This is a genomic window from Pseudochelatococcus lubricantis (assembly GCF_042432495.1).
Classification (GTDB): domain Bacteria; phylum Pseudomonadota; class Alphaproteobacteria; order Rhizobiales; family Beijerinckiaceae; genus Pseudochelatococcus; species Pseudochelatococcus lubricantis.
In genome coordinates this window covers 261,192-276,490 of sequence record NZ_JBHLXC010000007.1, presented here as the reverse complement: position 1 = coordinate 276,490, position 15,299 = coordinate 261,192, and the positions used below count along the sequence as shown (strand labels likewise).

Sequence of the window (15,299 nt, the reverse complement as noted above, 5' to 3'; positions counted from 1 at the left end):
TTTTAACGGCGGCCCGGCACACAGGTGGCGGGAGCCGGGTATTCGGAAACATGCGGCAAGGGAATATCCGCAGCATGAGTGAAGCGCGCGTGGACAACTCGATCGACCGTTCCGAAGGGCGGGCGTGGCACGCGGGCGTCTTCGTCCTGCTGGGCGCGGCGCTCGTCGGCGCCGCGGGCTGGGTGTTCTACAGCGGACAGGGCCTGAGCGAGCCTGCGGTCCTCGTCATCCTCGCCGCCTTCGCCGTGCTGGGCGTGGCGCTCGCCTTCGCGCTGGCGCTCGGCATCCTGCAGCCGGCCGGCCGCGCGCGCAACGACCTCACGAAGACGTTGGCCGATTCCGCCTCCGAGGCGCTGCTCGTGGTCGAGGGCGATGGCCATGTCGTCTATGCCAACGAGGCCTATCTCGCCCTCGCGGACCGCCTGAAGGGCGACGACCTGCCCGGCCCCCACACGATCGAGCGCCTGTTCAACGGCGCCGCCGACATCGCGGAGGCGATCTACCGCCTGGCGCAGGCGGCGCGCGAGGGGCGCACGACGTGCGAGGAAATCCGACTGGTGCAGAAGCCTGCGCGCCCCACGGTGCAGCAACACCGGGCCGCGCAGCCGGACGCGCTGTGGTTCAAGGTCGGCGTGCGCTCCCTGCCGCGGGCGGGCGGGCGCCGGGCCACGCTGTGGAGCGTCGCCGACATCACGCGCGACCGCGAGCGGCAGGAGTCCGTGTTCCGCGAACTCCAGCACGCCATCGACTATCTCGACCACGCGCCCGCGGGCTTCCTGTCGCTGACGGCGCAGGGCGACATCGTCTACATGAACGCGACGCTCGCCCGCTGGCTCGACCACGATCTCGCCAAGGTCGGCTCCGGCGGGCTGACGCTGTCCGAGGTGGTGCCGCCCAACGCGGCCGCACTCATCGGCTCCGTCGCGGGCGCCGCCGGCGAGGAGCGCACGGAGACGCTGGATGTCGACCTGCGCAAGCGGAACGGCCAGAGCCTGCCGGTGCGCCTCTTCCATCGCATCGCCTTCGATGCGGAAGGGCGGCCGACGCCCTCGCGCACGCTGGTGCTCAACAGGTCTCCCGGTGAGGACGTCGCCGAGGGCCAGCGGGCGGCGGAGGTGCGCTTCGCCCGCTTCTTCAACAACACACCGGTCGCCATCGCCACCGTCGACCGGCAGGGCCTGATCCTGCGCTCCAATGCCCCCTTCGCCCGCCTGTTCGGCGGCGGCAAGGCCGCGGCCTCGCTGACGGACGGCGGCCCGCGCCGCACCATCCTCGGCGTCGTCGCCCCGCGCGACCGTGAAGGCCTGGCGCGCGCCGTGCATCAGGCCGCCGAGGGGCTCGGCGACATCCCCCATCTCGATGTCGTCATCGCCGGGCAGGCATCCGCGCAGGCCCAGGCGAGCGGCCAGGCGGAGCGCTCGGCGCGCTTTTACTTCAGCGGCATCGATGACGGCGAACTCGACGGCGAGGCGGCCATCGTCTACGCGCTCGACACCACGGAGCAGCGGGCGCTGGAGGCACAGTTCGCGCAGGCGCAGAAGATGCAGGCCGTCGGCCAGCTCGCCGGCGGTGTGGCGCACGATTTCAACAACGTACTGCAGGCCATCATCGGCTATTCGGACCTGCTGCTGTCCAATCACCGGCCGACAGACCCGTCCTTCCAGGACATCATGCAGATCAAGCAGAACGCCAACCGCGCCGCCGCCCTCGTACGGCAGTTGCTGGCGTTCTCGCGCCGCCAGACGCTGCGGCCGAAGGTGATCCAGCTCGGCGACGAACTCGCGGAACTGTCCATGCTGCTGCGCCGGCTGCTGGGCGAGCGGGTGGAACTCGACCTGCGCCACGGCAACGGCCTGTGGGAGGTGAAGGCGGACGCCAACCAGTTCCAGCAGGTCGTCATCAACCTGGCCGTCAACGCCCGCGACGCCATGGCGGACGGTGGCAAGCTCACCATCGCCACCGCCAACGTCGGCGCGGAGGATGTCGCCAGCTATGGCTACAGCGAGGCCTCGCTGCCGCGCGCCGACTATGCGCTGATCGAGGTTTCGGACACGGGCACCGGCATCCCGCCCGAGGTGCTCGACAAGATCTTCGAGCCCTTCTTCACCACCAAGGAAGTCGGCAAGGGCACCGGGCTCGGCCTGTCGATGGTCTATGGCATCGTGCAGCAGAGCGGCGGCTTCATCTTCTGCGACAGCGTGGTGGGCGAAGGCACCACCTTCCGCATCTTCCTGCCCCGCCACGTCGCCACGGAAACGCCGCTGCCCGCCGCGAAGGAGAAGCAGTCCGAGTCGGTGGACGTCACCGGGCGCGGCACGGTGCTGCTGGTGGAGGATGAGGAAGCCGTGCGCAAGTTCGCCTCACGCGCCCTCGCCACCCGCGGCTACACGGTGCTGGAGGCGACATCCGGCACGGACGCCCTCGCCATCGTCGACAAGCTGGACGCGCCCGTCGACCTCGTGGTGTCGGATGTGATGATGCCTGAAATGGACGGCCCGACGCTGCTCGTGCAATTGCGCCGCCGCTTCCCCGGCCTCAAGGTGATCTTCGTCTCCGGCTATGCCGAGGACGCCTTCGAGAAGAACCTGCCGGAAGGCGAGAACTTCACCTTCCTGCCCAAACCCTTCGGGCTGAAGGAGCTGGGCGAGGCGGTGAAGAAGGCGCTGGGGTGAGGGCTGGACGCAAGCTGCCTATAGCGTTTTCAAGCAAACCGGTATCCACTTTGCTTTAAAACGCTTTAAACCTGTGTTGGTGAACCCGGTTCGGCGCCACCCTGTCTTCAATTCCCGTCACGCCACCACCGTCAGCCGCTCCGCCGCGCGGGTGATGCCGGTGTAGAGCCAGCGAGCGCGATGTTCGCGGAAGGCGCGCGATTCGTCGAACAACACCACCTCGTCCCATTGCGAGCCCTGCGCCTTGTGCACGGTGAGCGCGTAGCCGTAGGTGAACTCGTCCGTGTCGCGGCGGGCGGAGAAGGGAATGTCCTCCTCGGCGCCGGTGAAGAATTCGGTGAGAACGGAAACGTCGGTGCCACGCCGGGCGCTCTCGTCCTCGGGCGTGACCTCCATCTTGATGAGGCCCTTCGCCTCGCCGTGCAGCGCCTTGATCGACCACGTGCTGCCGTTGAAGAGGCCCTTCGTCTTGTTATTGCGCAGGCAGACGAGCTTCTCCCCCGCGGCCGGCAACGCATCGCGATAGCCGAGCAGCGCGCGGATGCGGCCGTTGTAGAGGCGGCGCGTGCGGTTCATGCCCACGAGCACCTGATCGGCGCGCATCACCTGATCGGCGTCGATCTCCCGCCGCGTGATGACGCGCGTGCCCTCCTCCATGATGCGCGGCAGCTCGCCGCCCTCGCGCACTGCCATGGAGAGGCGGATGATGGGGTTGTCGCGCGCCTGCCGGTGCACCTCGGTGAGCATCGCGTCCGGCTCGGCCTCGGTGAAGAAGCCGCCGCCGCGCACCGGCGGGAGCTGCGCCGGGTCGCCCAGCACCAGCACAGGCACCTGGAACGACAGCAGGTCGCGCCCCAGTTCCTCGTCCACCATCGAGCACTCGTCGATGATGATCAGCGCCGCCTTGCCGGCGTCGGACTGGCGGTTGAGGACGAAGGACGGCGCGTCCTCGTCCTCGCTGGTACGCGAGCGGTAGATGAGGCTGTGGATCGTGGCCGCACCCTCGCAGCCCTTGCTGCGCAGCACGGAGGCCGCCTTGCCCGTATAGGCGCCGAAGACGACATCGCCGTCGACCCCCTCCGCGATGTGGCGCGCCAGCGTCGTCTTGCCGGTGCCGGCGAAGCCGAACAGGCGGAAAACCTGCGGGTTGCCGGTTCTCAGCCAGCGCGCCACCGCGTTCAACGCCTCATCCTGCTGCCCGGACCAGTTCATGCCTCTCTCGCCCGCCGTTAACGATCATGGTTTGTTCTAGCGAATTATGCAGGCAATTCAAGCCCCTCGACACATAAAAAAGGCCGCGCGTGGCGCGGCCCCTGTATCACGCTCCGAAAGGGCTCAGAACGAGCCGACCAGCGAACCGACGATGACGACGGCGACCAGCGCGATGATCGGCCCGACCATGGCCGCCATGACGATGTCGAAGTAGCTCTCCCGCGGCGTCGTGCCGACAACAGCCAGCAGCGTGACCACCGCACCGCTGTGCGGCAGGCTGTCGAGCGTGCCGGCGCCGATCACGGCCACGCGGTGCATGAGACCGGGATCGAGACCGATCTCTGCCGCAAGCGCCATGTAGGTCGGGCCGAGCGCGTCCAGCGCGATGGTCAGGCCGCCGGACGACGAGCCGGTGAGCGCGGCGAGGATGTTGGTGGAGATGGCGAGCGACACCAGCGGGCCACCCTCGATGCTCAGCACCCAGTCCGTCACGGCCTTAAACGCCGGCAGCGCCGCCACCACCGCGCCGAAGCCGACGAGGCTCGCCACGTTGATGATCGGCAGCACGGAGGCATTGGCACCCGCGTCCAGCGTGGCGCGAATGCTCGGCAAGCGGGCGAAGTTGATCGCCACCAGCACGAGGATGGCCAAGAACAGGGCCACGATGACTGACCACACGCCGGCCACCGCCGACAGTGTCGTGTTGCCGAAGGCATCCGTCGCCAGATATGAGACGTCGATGTTAGGCAGGACGACGAACGACATCAGCAGGTTGACGACGACGACCACCACAAGGGGCAACGCCGCGATATGGAATGGCGGCAACTTGCTCACCCTCCCGCCCTTGCCGATCTCCTCCGGGTCGAACTCCCGCGCGGTTGTAGCACGCTCGCGGATCACGTCATCCGCGGCCGCGGCTACGGCGACCTCCTCGCACACGCCTGCAAAGGCGTAACCCTCGCCGGCGAGCCGCGCCTTCGACTCCCTCAGCTTCAGCCACCACAGGCCGAAGCCGAGCATGATGGCCGAGGCCAGAATGCCGATGCCGGGTGCGGCGAAGGCGTTAGTGCCGAAGAATGGCATGGGGATGGCGTTCTGGATCGCCGGCGTGCCGGGCATTGCCGTCATGGTGAAGCTCGCCGCGCCGAGCATGATGGCCGCCGGCATCAGGCGGTGGGGAATGTTCGCCGCCTTGAACAGCGCGTGGCCCATGGGCGCGAGCACGAAGAAGGCGACGAACAGGCTGACGCCGCCGTAGGTGACGAAGGCGCCCGCCAGCACGATGGCGAGGATGGCGCGGCTCGTGCCCAGTTTCTCCGTCATGTAGTTGGCGATCGCCTCGACCGAGCCGCTCGCCTCCATCAGCTTGCCGAACACCGCGCCGAGCAGGAAGATCGGAAAGAATTGCGCCACGAAGCCGGCGGCGCTCCCCATGAATGTCTGCGTCCAGTGGGCGAGCAGCGGCTGGCCCGCCAGCAGCGCCGCGATCATCGCGCAAAGAGGCGCGAGAAGAAGGATGCTCCAGCCCCGATAGGCGAGCCAGATCAGCAGGCCGAGGGCAATCAGGATACCGAGAATGCTCATTGTCTGCTCCTATCGCGCGTTCAGAATGAGCGGAAATTGCTTTCCGCCCCGAAGGCGCGTCGTATTGTAGACTGGCGCGAATTGAGCGATTCGGCGAAGCGCGGGAGCGCCCCCGATGCTCAGACCTGTTCGAGGAGGTTGTCGAGCAGCCCGTCGAGGTCGTAGGTGGACCGCACCCCGATATCCTGCCGGTGATCGCGCAGGAAAACGTCCGCCTGCACGTTGCCCTCCTCGCGCAGCAGCGTCAGGAACTCCCATTCCGCGTTGAGCTTCGAGGAGGCACCGAGCTTGACCATCAGCGGCGTGACGATGCGGTGGATGCGCATATCGGCCCAGGCCTCGACCCAGGTCACGTGTTCGAGCTCGCCCTCGTCGCGGAGCAGCCGCTGGAACATGGCGATGCCGCGCAGTTCCTTCTTCAGGCTCGCGTTGAAGGCGATCTCGTTGAGGCGGTTGAGGATGTCGCGCGCGCTCTTCGGCACGCCCGGGCGCTCGATGGGGTTGATCTGCACGAGGATGGTGTCGCGGGCATCGCTCTCGCGCACGATCGGCGTCAGCAGCGGATTGCCGGAGAAGCCGCCGTCCCAGTAGGCGTCGCCGTCGATTTCCACCGCCTGATGCACCAGCGGCAGGCAGGCGGAGGCCAGCAGGACGTCGGACGAGAGTTCGTGATTGCGGAAAACCCGCGGCAGGCCCGTGCGCACGTTCGTGGTGTTGATGAAGAGCTTGATCGGCGACTGGCGCAGCCGCTCGAAGTCGATGCTCTCCTCCAGAATGTCCCGCAGCGGGTTGACGTTGGTGGGGTTGAGATCGTAGGGCGAGAACAGCCGGCTGGCGAGGTCGTAGAAGACATAGCCCGGCGAGTTGTCGAGCGTCCAGTTGCCCAGCAGTATGTCGATGGGCGCGCGCTGCAGCGGGCTGAAACGGGCAGCCTCGCTCACCTTGCGCCAGAACTGTTCGAGCGCCGCCTTCGCACCCTCCCGGCCGTTGAGCGTGTAGCCGTAGGCGAGGACGGCGGCGTTCATGGCGCCCGCCGACGTTCCGGTGACGCTTTCGATCTTCAACGTTTCATCGTCGAGAAAGCGCTCCGCCACACCCCACGTGAAGGCGCCGTGCGAACCGCCCCCCTGAAAGGCGAGGTCGATGAGGAGAGGATCGTCGTGCGTGCCCCGGTGGGCCCCGGATACAGCGGAGTTCATACTTCATCCTTCCCTGAAAGAAGATCCGCGACCCAGCGGCTTGTCTGGTACTGGTCGCAGAGGCTGACGATGGCGATCAGCACCGGCACGCCGATGAAGGCGCCGGGGATGCCCCAAAGAAAACTGAAGAAAAACACGGCGAACAGCACCATGAATGGCGACACTGCCAGCGCGTTGCCCGCGACGCGGGGTTCAAGATAGCTGCCGATCAGAAACTGGATGACGTTCATGCCCGCGAACACGGCTACCGCCATCTCCCAGCTTTCGAACTGCACGACGGCGAACAGCGTCGGCAGCACGGTGGCGATGAGCGGCCCGATGAACGGGATGTAGTTCAGCGAAAAGCCGATCACGCCCCACGCTACAGCCAGTTCCAGCCCCGCCACGGTGGCGAACGCCCACAGCACCACACCGGTCATGACGCTCATCAGCGTGCGTACCGCCATGTAGCGGCGGAATTTTTCGGCGATCTCCGTGCAGACATTGCGCAGCCGCACGCCCCAGTCCCCCGCGAGCGTGAGCTTGCGCGCGACCACGTCCACCTCCAGCAGGCCGAGCAGCACGAAGATGAAGGTGACGACCGAAAAGCCCGCGAGGCTGTTGGCCCAGGCGACGAAGCTCTGGAACAGGCGCACGAGCCAGTTGACGTCGAAGCGGTCCGAGAACATCCCGGCCAGCGCGATGCCGTGGCTTTCCAGCCATTCGGCCTTCTGCAGATAGAGTTCCTGAAAGCGCGCGGCGTTGCCGATCATCCACTGGCCGGCGCGCGAGAAGCCCCACACCGCCATCGTCAGCAACGCGCCGATGACCACGATGGTGAGCACCAGCGTCACCGCCAGCGCCAGCAGTTGCGGAACGCGCTCCTGCAGGCTCTTCTGCAGCGGCCACACAACGGCGATGATGAATACCGCGAAGAAGATCGGCGCGAAGATGGAGCTTGCCACCGCCAGCCCCGTCAGCGAGAGGATGACGGCGCACACGCCGATCAGAAAGCCCGTGCCCCGTCCCATGACCGTTTCCCCTATGTCGCGGCGCCGGCGCTGTCGGGCGCGGCCGGTTTGTCCTCAAGCAGCGTCTGCGGCCCGAACCACGTCACGTAGAGCGCGGGAAGGAACACCAGCGTCAGCAGCGAGGCGACGAGCAGGCCGCCCATGATGGCGAACGCCATCGGCCCCCAGAAGACGGTCGGCGCGATCGGGATCATGCCGAGCACCGTGGAAACGGCGGTGAGCAGGATCGGGCGGAAGCGCAGCCCGCTCGCCTCGATCACCGCCTCCTGCACCGTCCTGCCGGCCTTGCGCTCGGCCTCGATCTGGCCGATCAGGATGACCGCGTTCTTGATGATCATGCCGAGCAGCGCGAGGATGCCGAGGATCGCCACGAAGCCGAGCGGCCGGCCCGACAGCAGCAGCGCCGCCACGATGCCGATGAGCCCGAGCGGCGCGACGCTCAGCACGATGAACAGGCGCTGGAAGCTCTGGAGCTGGAACATCAGCACCGTCAGCATGATGAGCAGCATCAGCGGCACCACGGCAACGACCGACGCCTGCGAGGCCGCGCTTTCCTCAACCGTGCCGCCGACCTCGATGCGGTAGCCCGGCGGCAGCGTCGCCGACAGTTCCGCGATCTTGCCGGAGAGCGCGTTGACCGCCGTCTCCGGCAACCCGCCCTGCACCACGTCGGCCTGCACCGTGAGCGTCGGCACGCGGTCGCGCCGCCACACCATGGGGAAGTGCTGGTCGTATTCGAAGGTCGCGAACTGGCTGAGGGGCACCGTGCGGCCGCCTGGCACGGCGACCTGCAGGGAGCGCAGCGTCTCGGGCGTCACGCGCTCCTCGTCGACCGCACGCATGACGACGTTGACGAGATAGATGTCGTCGCGCACCTGCGACACCGCCGCGCCGGAGATGACGGTGTTGAGGATGCCCGCCACCTGCTGCGAGGACAACCCGAGCAGCCGCGCCTGATCCTGATCGATGTGCAGGCGGATTTCGCGCGCCGGTTCGATCCAGTCGAAGTTGACCTTCTCGACTCCCGGATAGCTGGAGACGATGCCGGAAAGCTTCAGCGCGATCTGGCGCACTTCAGCGATGTCGGGGCCGACCACGCGATATTGCACCGGCCAGCCGACGGGCGGCCCCAGTTCCAGCGGCGAGATGCGGGCGACAACCTGCGGGAAGTGCTCCTCGAAGATGGCGTTCAGCTTGTCGCGCAGGCGCTCGCGCGCCGGCACGTCCTTCGCCACCACCACTGCCTCGGCGATGAAGCTGTTGGGCAACTGCACATCGAGCGGCAGATAGAAGCGGATCGCGCCCTGTCCGATGTAGGTGCTCCAGCGCTCGATATCCTCGTCGTCCTTGATGAGCGCCTCGAACTCCTTGACCAGCGTTTCCGTGCCCGCGATCGAGGCCGATTGCGGCAGACGCATGGTGACCAGCAGCTCCGGCCGGTCGGACGAGGGGAAGAACTGGCTCGGAATGAGCGGCAGCGCCAGGATGGAGAGGGCGAAAGCCCCGATCGTCACCGCGATCGTCACGTAGCGCGCCTTCAGCGCCAGCGCGAGAAACGTCTTGTAGCCGCTCTCGATGCGGCTCGGCTTCGCCGGCTCGCTGCTCTGCTTCGGCGCCTTGATCAGCGCGATGCCGAGCAGCGGCGTGAAGATGACCGCCACGAACCACGAGACGATGAGCGCGATGGAGACCACGGCGAACAGGGAGAACGTGTACTCGCCCGCCGAACTCGCCGCGAACCCTACCGGCACGAAGCCCGCCATGGTGACGAGCGTGCCCGCGAGCATGGCGAAGGCGTAGGTCTTGAAGGCGAAGGTCGCCGCCACTTCCTTGCTGTCGCCCTTGCCGAGCCGCGTGATCATGGCATCGGTCGTCGTCATGGCGTCGTCGACGAGCAGCGCCAGCGCGATGATGAGCGCGCCTAGCGAGATGCGCTGCATGTCGATGCCCGCAAGCTCCATCATCGAGAAGACGATGGCGAGCGTGATCGGGATGGCGAGCGCAATGACGAGGCCGGGGCGCACGCCGAGGCTCAGGAAGCAGATCGCCAGGATGATCGCCACCGCCTGCCACAGCGATTCCATGAATTCCGCGATGGCGCCATCGACGGTGACGGCCTGGTCGGCAACGAGTTCCACGTTGATGCCGATGGGCAGCTCCGCCTCGTAGTCCTGCATGACGCGCGCGATTGCCGCGCCCATGGCCAGGATGTCGCCGCCGTCGCGCATGGCGATGCCGAGGCCGATGGCCGGCTCGCCGTTCACCCGGAAGAGGGGCTGCGGCGGATCGACGAAACCGCGGTGCACGCGCGCAAAGTCGCCGAGGCGGATGATGCGGTCGCCGACCACGATATTGACGGAACGGATGTCCTGCTCGCCCTCGAAGGCGCCCGACACGCGCAGCGAGATGCGCTCCTCGCCCGTCTCGATGACGCCGGCGGGGTGCACCGCGTTCTGGCTCTGCAACGCCGCGACCACCGCCTGGCGGTCGATGCCGAGCCGTGCCAGATCCACCATCGAGAACTCGACGTAGATCACCTCGTCCTGCGCGCCGATCACTTCGATCTTGGAGACGTCCGGCACGTTGAGAAGGCGCGAGCGCGCCTCCTCCACGTAGTCGCGCAGCTCGCGATGCGTGAAGCCGTCGGCCTCGAAGCCGTAGATGATGCCGAAAGTGTCGCCGAATTCGTCGTTGAAGAACGGCCCACGCACGCCGGACGGCAGCGTATGCGCCATGTCGCCGATGCTCTTGCGCACGTGGTACCAGATGTCCGGCACCTCGTTCGCGGGCGTCGCGCCCTCAAGGTCGACGAAGATCGTCGTCACACCCGCGCGCGTGAAGCTGCGCAGGTTGTCGAGGCGCGGCGTCTCCTGCAGGGTGCGTTCCAGACGCTCCGTCACCTGCTGCAGCGTGTCCTCGACGGTGGCGCCGGGCCACGCGGCGGAGACGACCATGGTCTTGATGACGAAGGTCGGATCCTCGTTGCGCCCCAGCCGCTGGAACGACAGCAGACCGGCCGCAACCGCGACGATCATGAAATAGATGACGAGCGAACGGTGCCTCAGCGCCCACTCGGAAAGGTTGAACCCCTTCATGACGGCGCACCCGACAGGCGCACCTTCATGCCGTCATGCAGCACCTGCACGCCCGCGGTGACGACGATCTCACCCTCGTCGAGCCCGCTCGCGACCGCGACGGACGAGGGATTGAAGCGCTGCACCTCGATGTTGCGCAGGGAGACGGTGGACGTCGCCGGGTCGACGACCCAGACGGCGGGCTGCTGGTTGAATTCCGTGAGCGCGGAAGCGGGCAGCTCGATGGCGGCGCCCGCGTCGAGCCGCATCGTGCCGACCACGGTCGCACCGAGCCGGAATGCCTCCGGCGGGTTCGATAGGCCGACCTTCACGGCGAACGTGCGCGTTACCGGATCGGCCTGGGGGGCGATCTCGCGCACGCGCCCTTCCGCCGCCACGCCGGGTGAATCGCTGAGCGCGACCCTGATCACCGGATCGGCCGGGGCGTTGCGCAGCACCTGCGCAGGCACGTCGAACACCGCGTCGCGGCCGTTTTCGCGGGCGATGCGCACGATCATCTGCCCCGCCTGCACCACCTCGCCCGGCTCCGCGCCGCGCGCCGTGATGACGCCGTCCGCATCGGCGTGAATTTCCGTGTAATCCAGGTTGTCACGCGCAATCTTGAGTTGTGCCGTCGCGTCGTCGACCGCCGATTGCGCGGAGAGATGTGCCTGCTGCGCGGCGTCGAAATTGGCGCGGGTGGTGAAGCCACGGTCGAGCAGATGGCGCTGGCGCTCGAAGGTGTTGCGGTGCTGCGCCAGCGTCGCGGAGGCCGCGCTCAGCGCCGCCTCGGCCGAACGCAGGTTGTTCTGCGCGTTCTGGCGGTCGAGCCGTGCCAGCACCTGGCCGGCCTTCACCCTGTCGCCGACATTGACGAGCCGTTCCAGCATGCGCCCGCCGACGCGGAAGGCGACCGCAGCTTCGTCCTGCGCCTCGACATGACCGGTGAGCGTGACGGTATCGCCCGCCTCGCGGACTTCCACCGTCACCGTGCGCACCGTGCGGGCGGGCCGCTCGGCGGCTTTCTCCTGCTGCTGGCAGGCGGCGAGCAGGGGCAGCGCCAGCAGCAGCAAACAGGCACCCATGGCCTTGCGACGGAACGGACGCCCGCTGCCCCGTTCATGGACGCGCCCTGCGGCATTCTCGTGTTGAAAGCCAATCCAGCCCGACACCCGAAACCCCCGATATATCAAGTCTAAATCTATCGGGGTCGGTTATACATGGAAACCGTGACAGAACAATACAGCGGAACATTAACAATTACAGGCGCTACAGGTAGCCTGCGTTTGCCGGCCCAGCCCCCCTGACGGAACCTCATGGTTGAGGATGGTCGGGGAATTTTGGTCATCCTGCCAACCTGATTTCCCTTGGCGCCGAACGCAGTAGATGCCGGTTGCGCCAGCCAGGATGGACAACGCGGCAGGGGCCAAAATCATCGGCCAGCCGACCCCGCGAGGCGCTGTCAGGGATTCTTGCTCCATCTAGTCTGGACGGGTTTCAACGTGGATGCCCGCAAAACGGGCACCCCGGCGGGTGGCTGCCGCGCGTTGCGCCACGTCAAATGGCTGTGCAGGCCGGCGTGCTAGGGGTAATATGAAATACAGGCGCAATCGCTGCGCCAGCATGCCAAGAACGAGCTTGCCAATCGAGCTTGCCAAGAATGACTGGAGAACTCCCGTGAAAGCCGCCGATATCATGACCCGCGACGTCCTCACCGTAAAGCCGGAAGACCGCATCGCCGATGTCGTGGCGTTGATGCTTGAAAAGAAGGTCAGCGGCCTTCCCGTGGTCGACGCCGAAAACCATCTCGTCGGCGTCGTCACGGAGGGTGACTTCCTGCGCCGGTCCGAACTCGACACCCGGCGCGAACGCACCCGGTGGCTCGAATTCATCCTCGGCCCGGCGAAGGCCGCCGCCGACTACGTGGAGGCGAACGCGCGCCGGGTGAAGGACGTGATGACGCCCGATCCCGTCACCGTCACCCAGTACACGCCGCTTGCCGACATCGTCTCGCTGTTCGAGAAGCACAAGATCAAGCGCGTGCCGGTGACGGCCAACGGCAAGCTCGTCGGCATCGTCAGCCGCGTCGACCTGCTGCGGGCGCTCTCGAAGCAGCTGAGTCGCACGGAACTCGCCAGCGACCAGACCATCCGTGACCAGATCACCGCGGCCATCGCGCGCGAGCCGTGGGCGCCGCCCTACATCCCCACCCCGGACGTCGAGGACGGCGTGGTGACGCTGCGCGGCACGATCTTCGACGCGACGGTGCGCGAGGCGCTGAAGGTGCTGATCGAATCGGTGCCCGGCGTGCGTGAGGTGCGGGACGAGCTCGTCCTCGTCGAGCCGCTGTCCGGCGTCATTCTCGATCAGCCGGAAGGCCAGAGCGGCCGCAACTGACGGCGTTCGCGCAACACCGGGCTTGACGCGCCGCGCCCGACGGGGACAGTGGCAGCGTCAAGTCTGGAGCAAGCATGCCGATATCCGCATCCGCCCTCGCCGCGCCCGTGATGGCGCTGGCCTTTCCGGCCATAGACCCGGTGGCCGTCGCCATCGGGCCCTTCGCGATTCGCTGGTACGCGCTCGCCTATATCGCCGGCCTCGTCGGCGGATGGCTATATGCGCGCCGCCTCGTCAGCGCCGCATCGCTGTGGGGCGGCGTGCCCCGGCCCTCCGTCACCGATATCGATGACATGCTGGTCTACGTCGCGCTCGGCGTCGTGCTGGGCGGGCGGCTCGGCTACGTGCTGTTCTACAACCCCGGCCAGTATTTCTCCGATCCGCTGTCGATCTTCGCCGTCTGGCAGGGCGGCATGGCCTTCCACGGCGGCCTCGCGGGCGCGGCCGTCGCCATGGCGCTGCTGGCGCGGGCGCGGAAGATTCCCATTCTGTCGTTCTTCGACGTTGCGGCGACGGTGGCGCCGATCGGCCTCTTTTTCGGCCGCATCGCGAATTTCATCAACGGCGAGCTGTGGGGCAGGCCCGCGCCCGACCTTCCGTTCGCGGTTGTGTTTCCGAATGGCGGGCCCGTTCCGCGCCATCCGAGCCAGTTGTACGAAGCACTTGCGGAGGGCGTGCTGCTCTTCCTGCTTGTCGCGGCGGTCGTGCGGGTGGCGGGTTTCCGCCGCCCCGGGCTGGTTACGGGCGTCTTCGCCGCAGGCTACGCCATCGCGCGCAGCGCCTGCGAATTTTTTCGCGAGCCGGATCCGCAGCTCGGTTTCCTGTTCGGCACGCAGGTTTCCGCGCTGGAGGGCGGCGTGACCATGGGCATGCTGCTGAGCCTGCCGTTGCTGATCGCCGGGCTGTGGCTCGTCCGGCGCGCTCTCGACCGCGAGCCACGCGCCGGAGAGGAAACAGCATGAGCACGCCCACGCACGACACGCCGAAGCCGGAAACGCCGCTGGCGCGGGAAATGAAGGCCGTCATCGCCGCCAACGGCCCCATCACGGTGGAGCTTTACATGGCGCTCTGCCTCGGCCATCCGCGCCACGGTTACTACATGACCCGCGATCCGCTCGGCCTTGCCGGCGATTTCGTAACGGCGCCGGAAATCTCGCAGATGTTCGGCGAGCTTATCGGCCTGTGGGCGGCGGAGGCGTGGCGCCATCTGGGCGAACCGTCGCGCGTGCGCCTCGTCGAACTCGGCCCCGGTCGCGGCACGCTGATGAAGGACGCGCTACGCGCCGCCCGCGCCCTGCCGGCCTTCCACGCCGCCATCGAGGTGCACCTCGTCGAGACGAGCCCCGTGCTGCGCGGGCTGCAGGCGGCGACGCTGGAGCATTCCGGCTTCGCGCCCGAATGGCACGACGCCTTCGCGCAGGTGCCGGACGGTCCCACCATCGTCATCGCCAACGAGTTCTTCGATTGCCTGCCGGTGCGCCAGTACGTGCGCGGGCGCGAGGGCTGGTTCGAGCGGCTCGTCGGCCTCGACGCGAAGGGCGAACTCGCCTTCGGCCTCGCCCCGGCCCCGGAGCCCGCGCTGAAGCGCGACGCGCCCGAGGGCGCGCTGATGGAGTTTCCCGCCAGCCAGATCATCGCCATGCGCGAGATCACGGAGCGCATCGCGCACGACGGCGGCGCGCTGCTCGTCGTCGACTACGGCCATCTGCGCACCGGCTACGGCGAAACGTTGCAGGCCGTGCGCGACCACGGCTACACCGGTGTGCTCGATGCGCCGGGCGAGGCGGATGTCACCGTGCATGTCGACTTCGCCGCCCTCGCGCAGGCCGCGCGGATGGCGGGCGGCGCGGTTCACGGCCCCACGACGCAGGGCGAGTTCCTGCTGAACCTCGGCATCCGCGAGCGGGCGGCGGCACTGCGGGAGGGCGCGCCCGACAAGGCGGCATCCATCGATACGGCGCTCGCCCGTCTCATCGATATGGAGACGCGCGGCATGGGCCAGTTGTTCAAGGTGATGGCCGTGGCCCATCCGGCCATGCCGCTGCTGCCAGGCTTCGACAGGCGGCACGATCCCTGACGCGCGATCCCGGATCCGCCCCGGTTTAGCGGTTTTGAAACGTGCCCGGCCGATAAACGGCAGAAGGCACGACG

The 15,299-nt window shown here is 67.5% G+C and carries 10 protein-coding genes; 4 read left to right on the top strand and 6 right to left on the bottom strand.

Features of this window, described 5'->3' with window-relative positions:
• Positions 1 to 74: 74 nt before the first annotated feature.
• Positions 75 to 2,672 carry a cell cycle histidine kinase CckA gene (cckA, locus tag ACFFJ7_RS14805; RefSeq protein ID WP_377593323.1) on the top strand — a complete coding sequence of 866 codons (2,598 nt, stop codon included), beginning with the start codon at positions 75 to 77 and terminating at the stop codon, positions 2,670 to 2,672.
• Positions 2,673 to 2,789: 117 nt separating this feature from the next.
• Here cckA and ACFFJ7_RS14800 read toward each other — a convergent pair whose 3' ends face one another.
• From ACFFJ7_RS14800 to ACFFJ7_RS14775, 6 genes are all read right to left on the bottom strand, one after another.
• Positions 2,790 to 3,884 (bottom strand): ATP-dependent DNA helicase, encoded by a 1,095-nt coding sequence (locus ACFFJ7_RS14800; protein WP_166951852.1) that lies wholly within the window; start codon positions 3,882 to 3,884, stop codon positions 2,790 to 2,792.
• 123 nt (positions 3,885 to 4,007) lie between these two features.
• On the bottom strand, positions 4,008 to 5,468 hold the full coding sequence (locus ACFFJ7_RS14795) for a GntP family permease (RefSeq protein WP_166951854.1): 1,461 nt from the start codon (positions 5,466 to 5,468) through the stop codon (positions 4,008 to 4,010).
• 119 nt (positions 5,469 to 5,587) lie between these two features.
• Positions 5,588 to 6,667 carry a patatin-like phospholipase family protein gene (locus tag ACFFJ7_RS14790; protein WP_166951857.1) on the bottom strand — a complete coding sequence of 360 codons (1,080 nt, stop codon included), beginning with the start codon at positions 6,665 to 6,667 and terminating at the stop codon, positions 5,588 to 5,590.
• Positions 6,664 to 7,677: an AI-2E family transporter gene (locus ACFFJ7_RS14785; protein WP_166951860.1), complete on the bottom strand. Its 1,014-nt coding sequence runs from the start codon at positions 7,675 to 7,677 to the stop codon at positions 6,664 to 6,666. The genes ACFFJ7_RS14790 and ACFFJ7_RS14785 overlap by 4 nt, the downstream gene beginning before the upstream one ends.
• An 11-nt stretch (positions 7,678 to 7,688) precedes the next feature.
• Complete coding sequence (locus tag ACFFJ7_RS14780; RefSeq protein ID WP_166951863.1) at positions 7,689 to 10,772, bottom strand: efflux RND transporter permease subunit; 3,084 nt, start codon at positions 10,770 to 10,772, stop codon at positions 7,689 to 7,691.
• A complete protein-coding gene (locus tag ACFFJ7_RS14775) occupies positions 10,769 to 11,923 on the bottom strand; it encodes an efflux RND transporter periplasmic adaptor subunit (RefSeq protein ID WP_377593319.1) in 1,155 nt (384 codons plus the stop codon). The genes ACFFJ7_RS14780 and ACFFJ7_RS14775 overlap by 4 nt, the downstream gene beginning before the upstream one ends.
• A 505-nt stretch (positions 11,924 to 12,428) precedes the next feature.
• On the opposite strand from ACFFJ7_RS14775, the gene ACFFJ7_RS14770 reads away from it, so the two are divergent.
• From ACFFJ7_RS14770 to ACFFJ7_RS14760, 3 genes are all read left to right on the top strand, one after another.
• The gene (locus ACFFJ7_RS14770) at positions 12,429 to 13,148 is read left to right on the top strand and encodes a CBS domain-containing protein (protein ID WP_166951866.1); all 720 of its coding nucleotides are present in this window, start codon (positions 12,429 to 12,431) and stop codon (positions 13,146 to 13,148) included.
• 74 nt (positions 13,149 to 13,222) lie between these two features.
• Positions 13,223 to 14,110, top strand: coding sequence for a prolipoprotein diacylglyceryl transferase (gene lgt / locus ACFFJ7_RS14765; protein ID WP_377593316.1), 888 nt, complete (start codon positions 13,223 to 13,225; stop codon positions 14,108 to 14,110).
• Positions 14,107 to 15,225, top strand: a complete 1,119-nt coding sequence (locus ACFFJ7_RS14760) for a class I SAM-dependent methyltransferase (protein WP_377593314.1) — start codon at positions 14,107 to 14,109, stop codon at positions 15,223 to 15,225. Before lgt ends, ACFFJ7_RS14760 begins: the two co-directional genes overlap by 4 nt.
• Positions 15,226 to 15,299: the final 74 nt, after the last annotated feature.

Coding starts and splice junctions, on each gene's coding strand:
- ACFFJ7_RS14790 (WP_166951857.1), bottom strand. CDS start 6,667: ATGAACTCCGCTGTATCCGGGGCCCACCGGGGCACGCACGACGATCCT.
- cckA (WP_377593323.1), top strand. CDS start 75: ATGAGTGAAGCGCGCGTGGACAACTCGATCGACCGTTCCGAAGGGCGG.
- ACFFJ7_RS14760 (WP_377593314.1), top strand. CDS start 14,107: ATGAGCACGCCCACGCACGACACGCCGAAGCCGGAAACGCCGCTGGCG.
- ACFFJ7_RS14795 (WP_166951854.1), bottom strand. CDS start 5,468: ATGAGCATTCTCGGTATCCTGATTGCCCTCGGCCTGCTGATCTGGCTC.
- ACFFJ7_RS14785 (WP_166951860.1), bottom strand. CDS start 7,677: ATGGGACGGGGCACGGGCTTTCTGATCGGCGTGTGCGCCGTCATCCTC.
- ACFFJ7_RS14780 (WP_166951863.1), bottom strand. CDS start 10,772: ATGAAGGGGTTCAACCTTTCCGAGTGGGCGCTGAGGCACCGTTCGCTC.
- lgt (WP_377593316.1), top strand. CDS start 13,223: ATGCCGATATCCGCATCCGCCCTCGCCGCGCCCGTGATGGCGCTGGCC.
- ACFFJ7_RS14800 (WP_166951852.1), bottom strand. CDS start 3,884: ATGAACTGGTCCGGGCAGCAGGATGAGGCGTTGAACGCGGTGGCGCGC.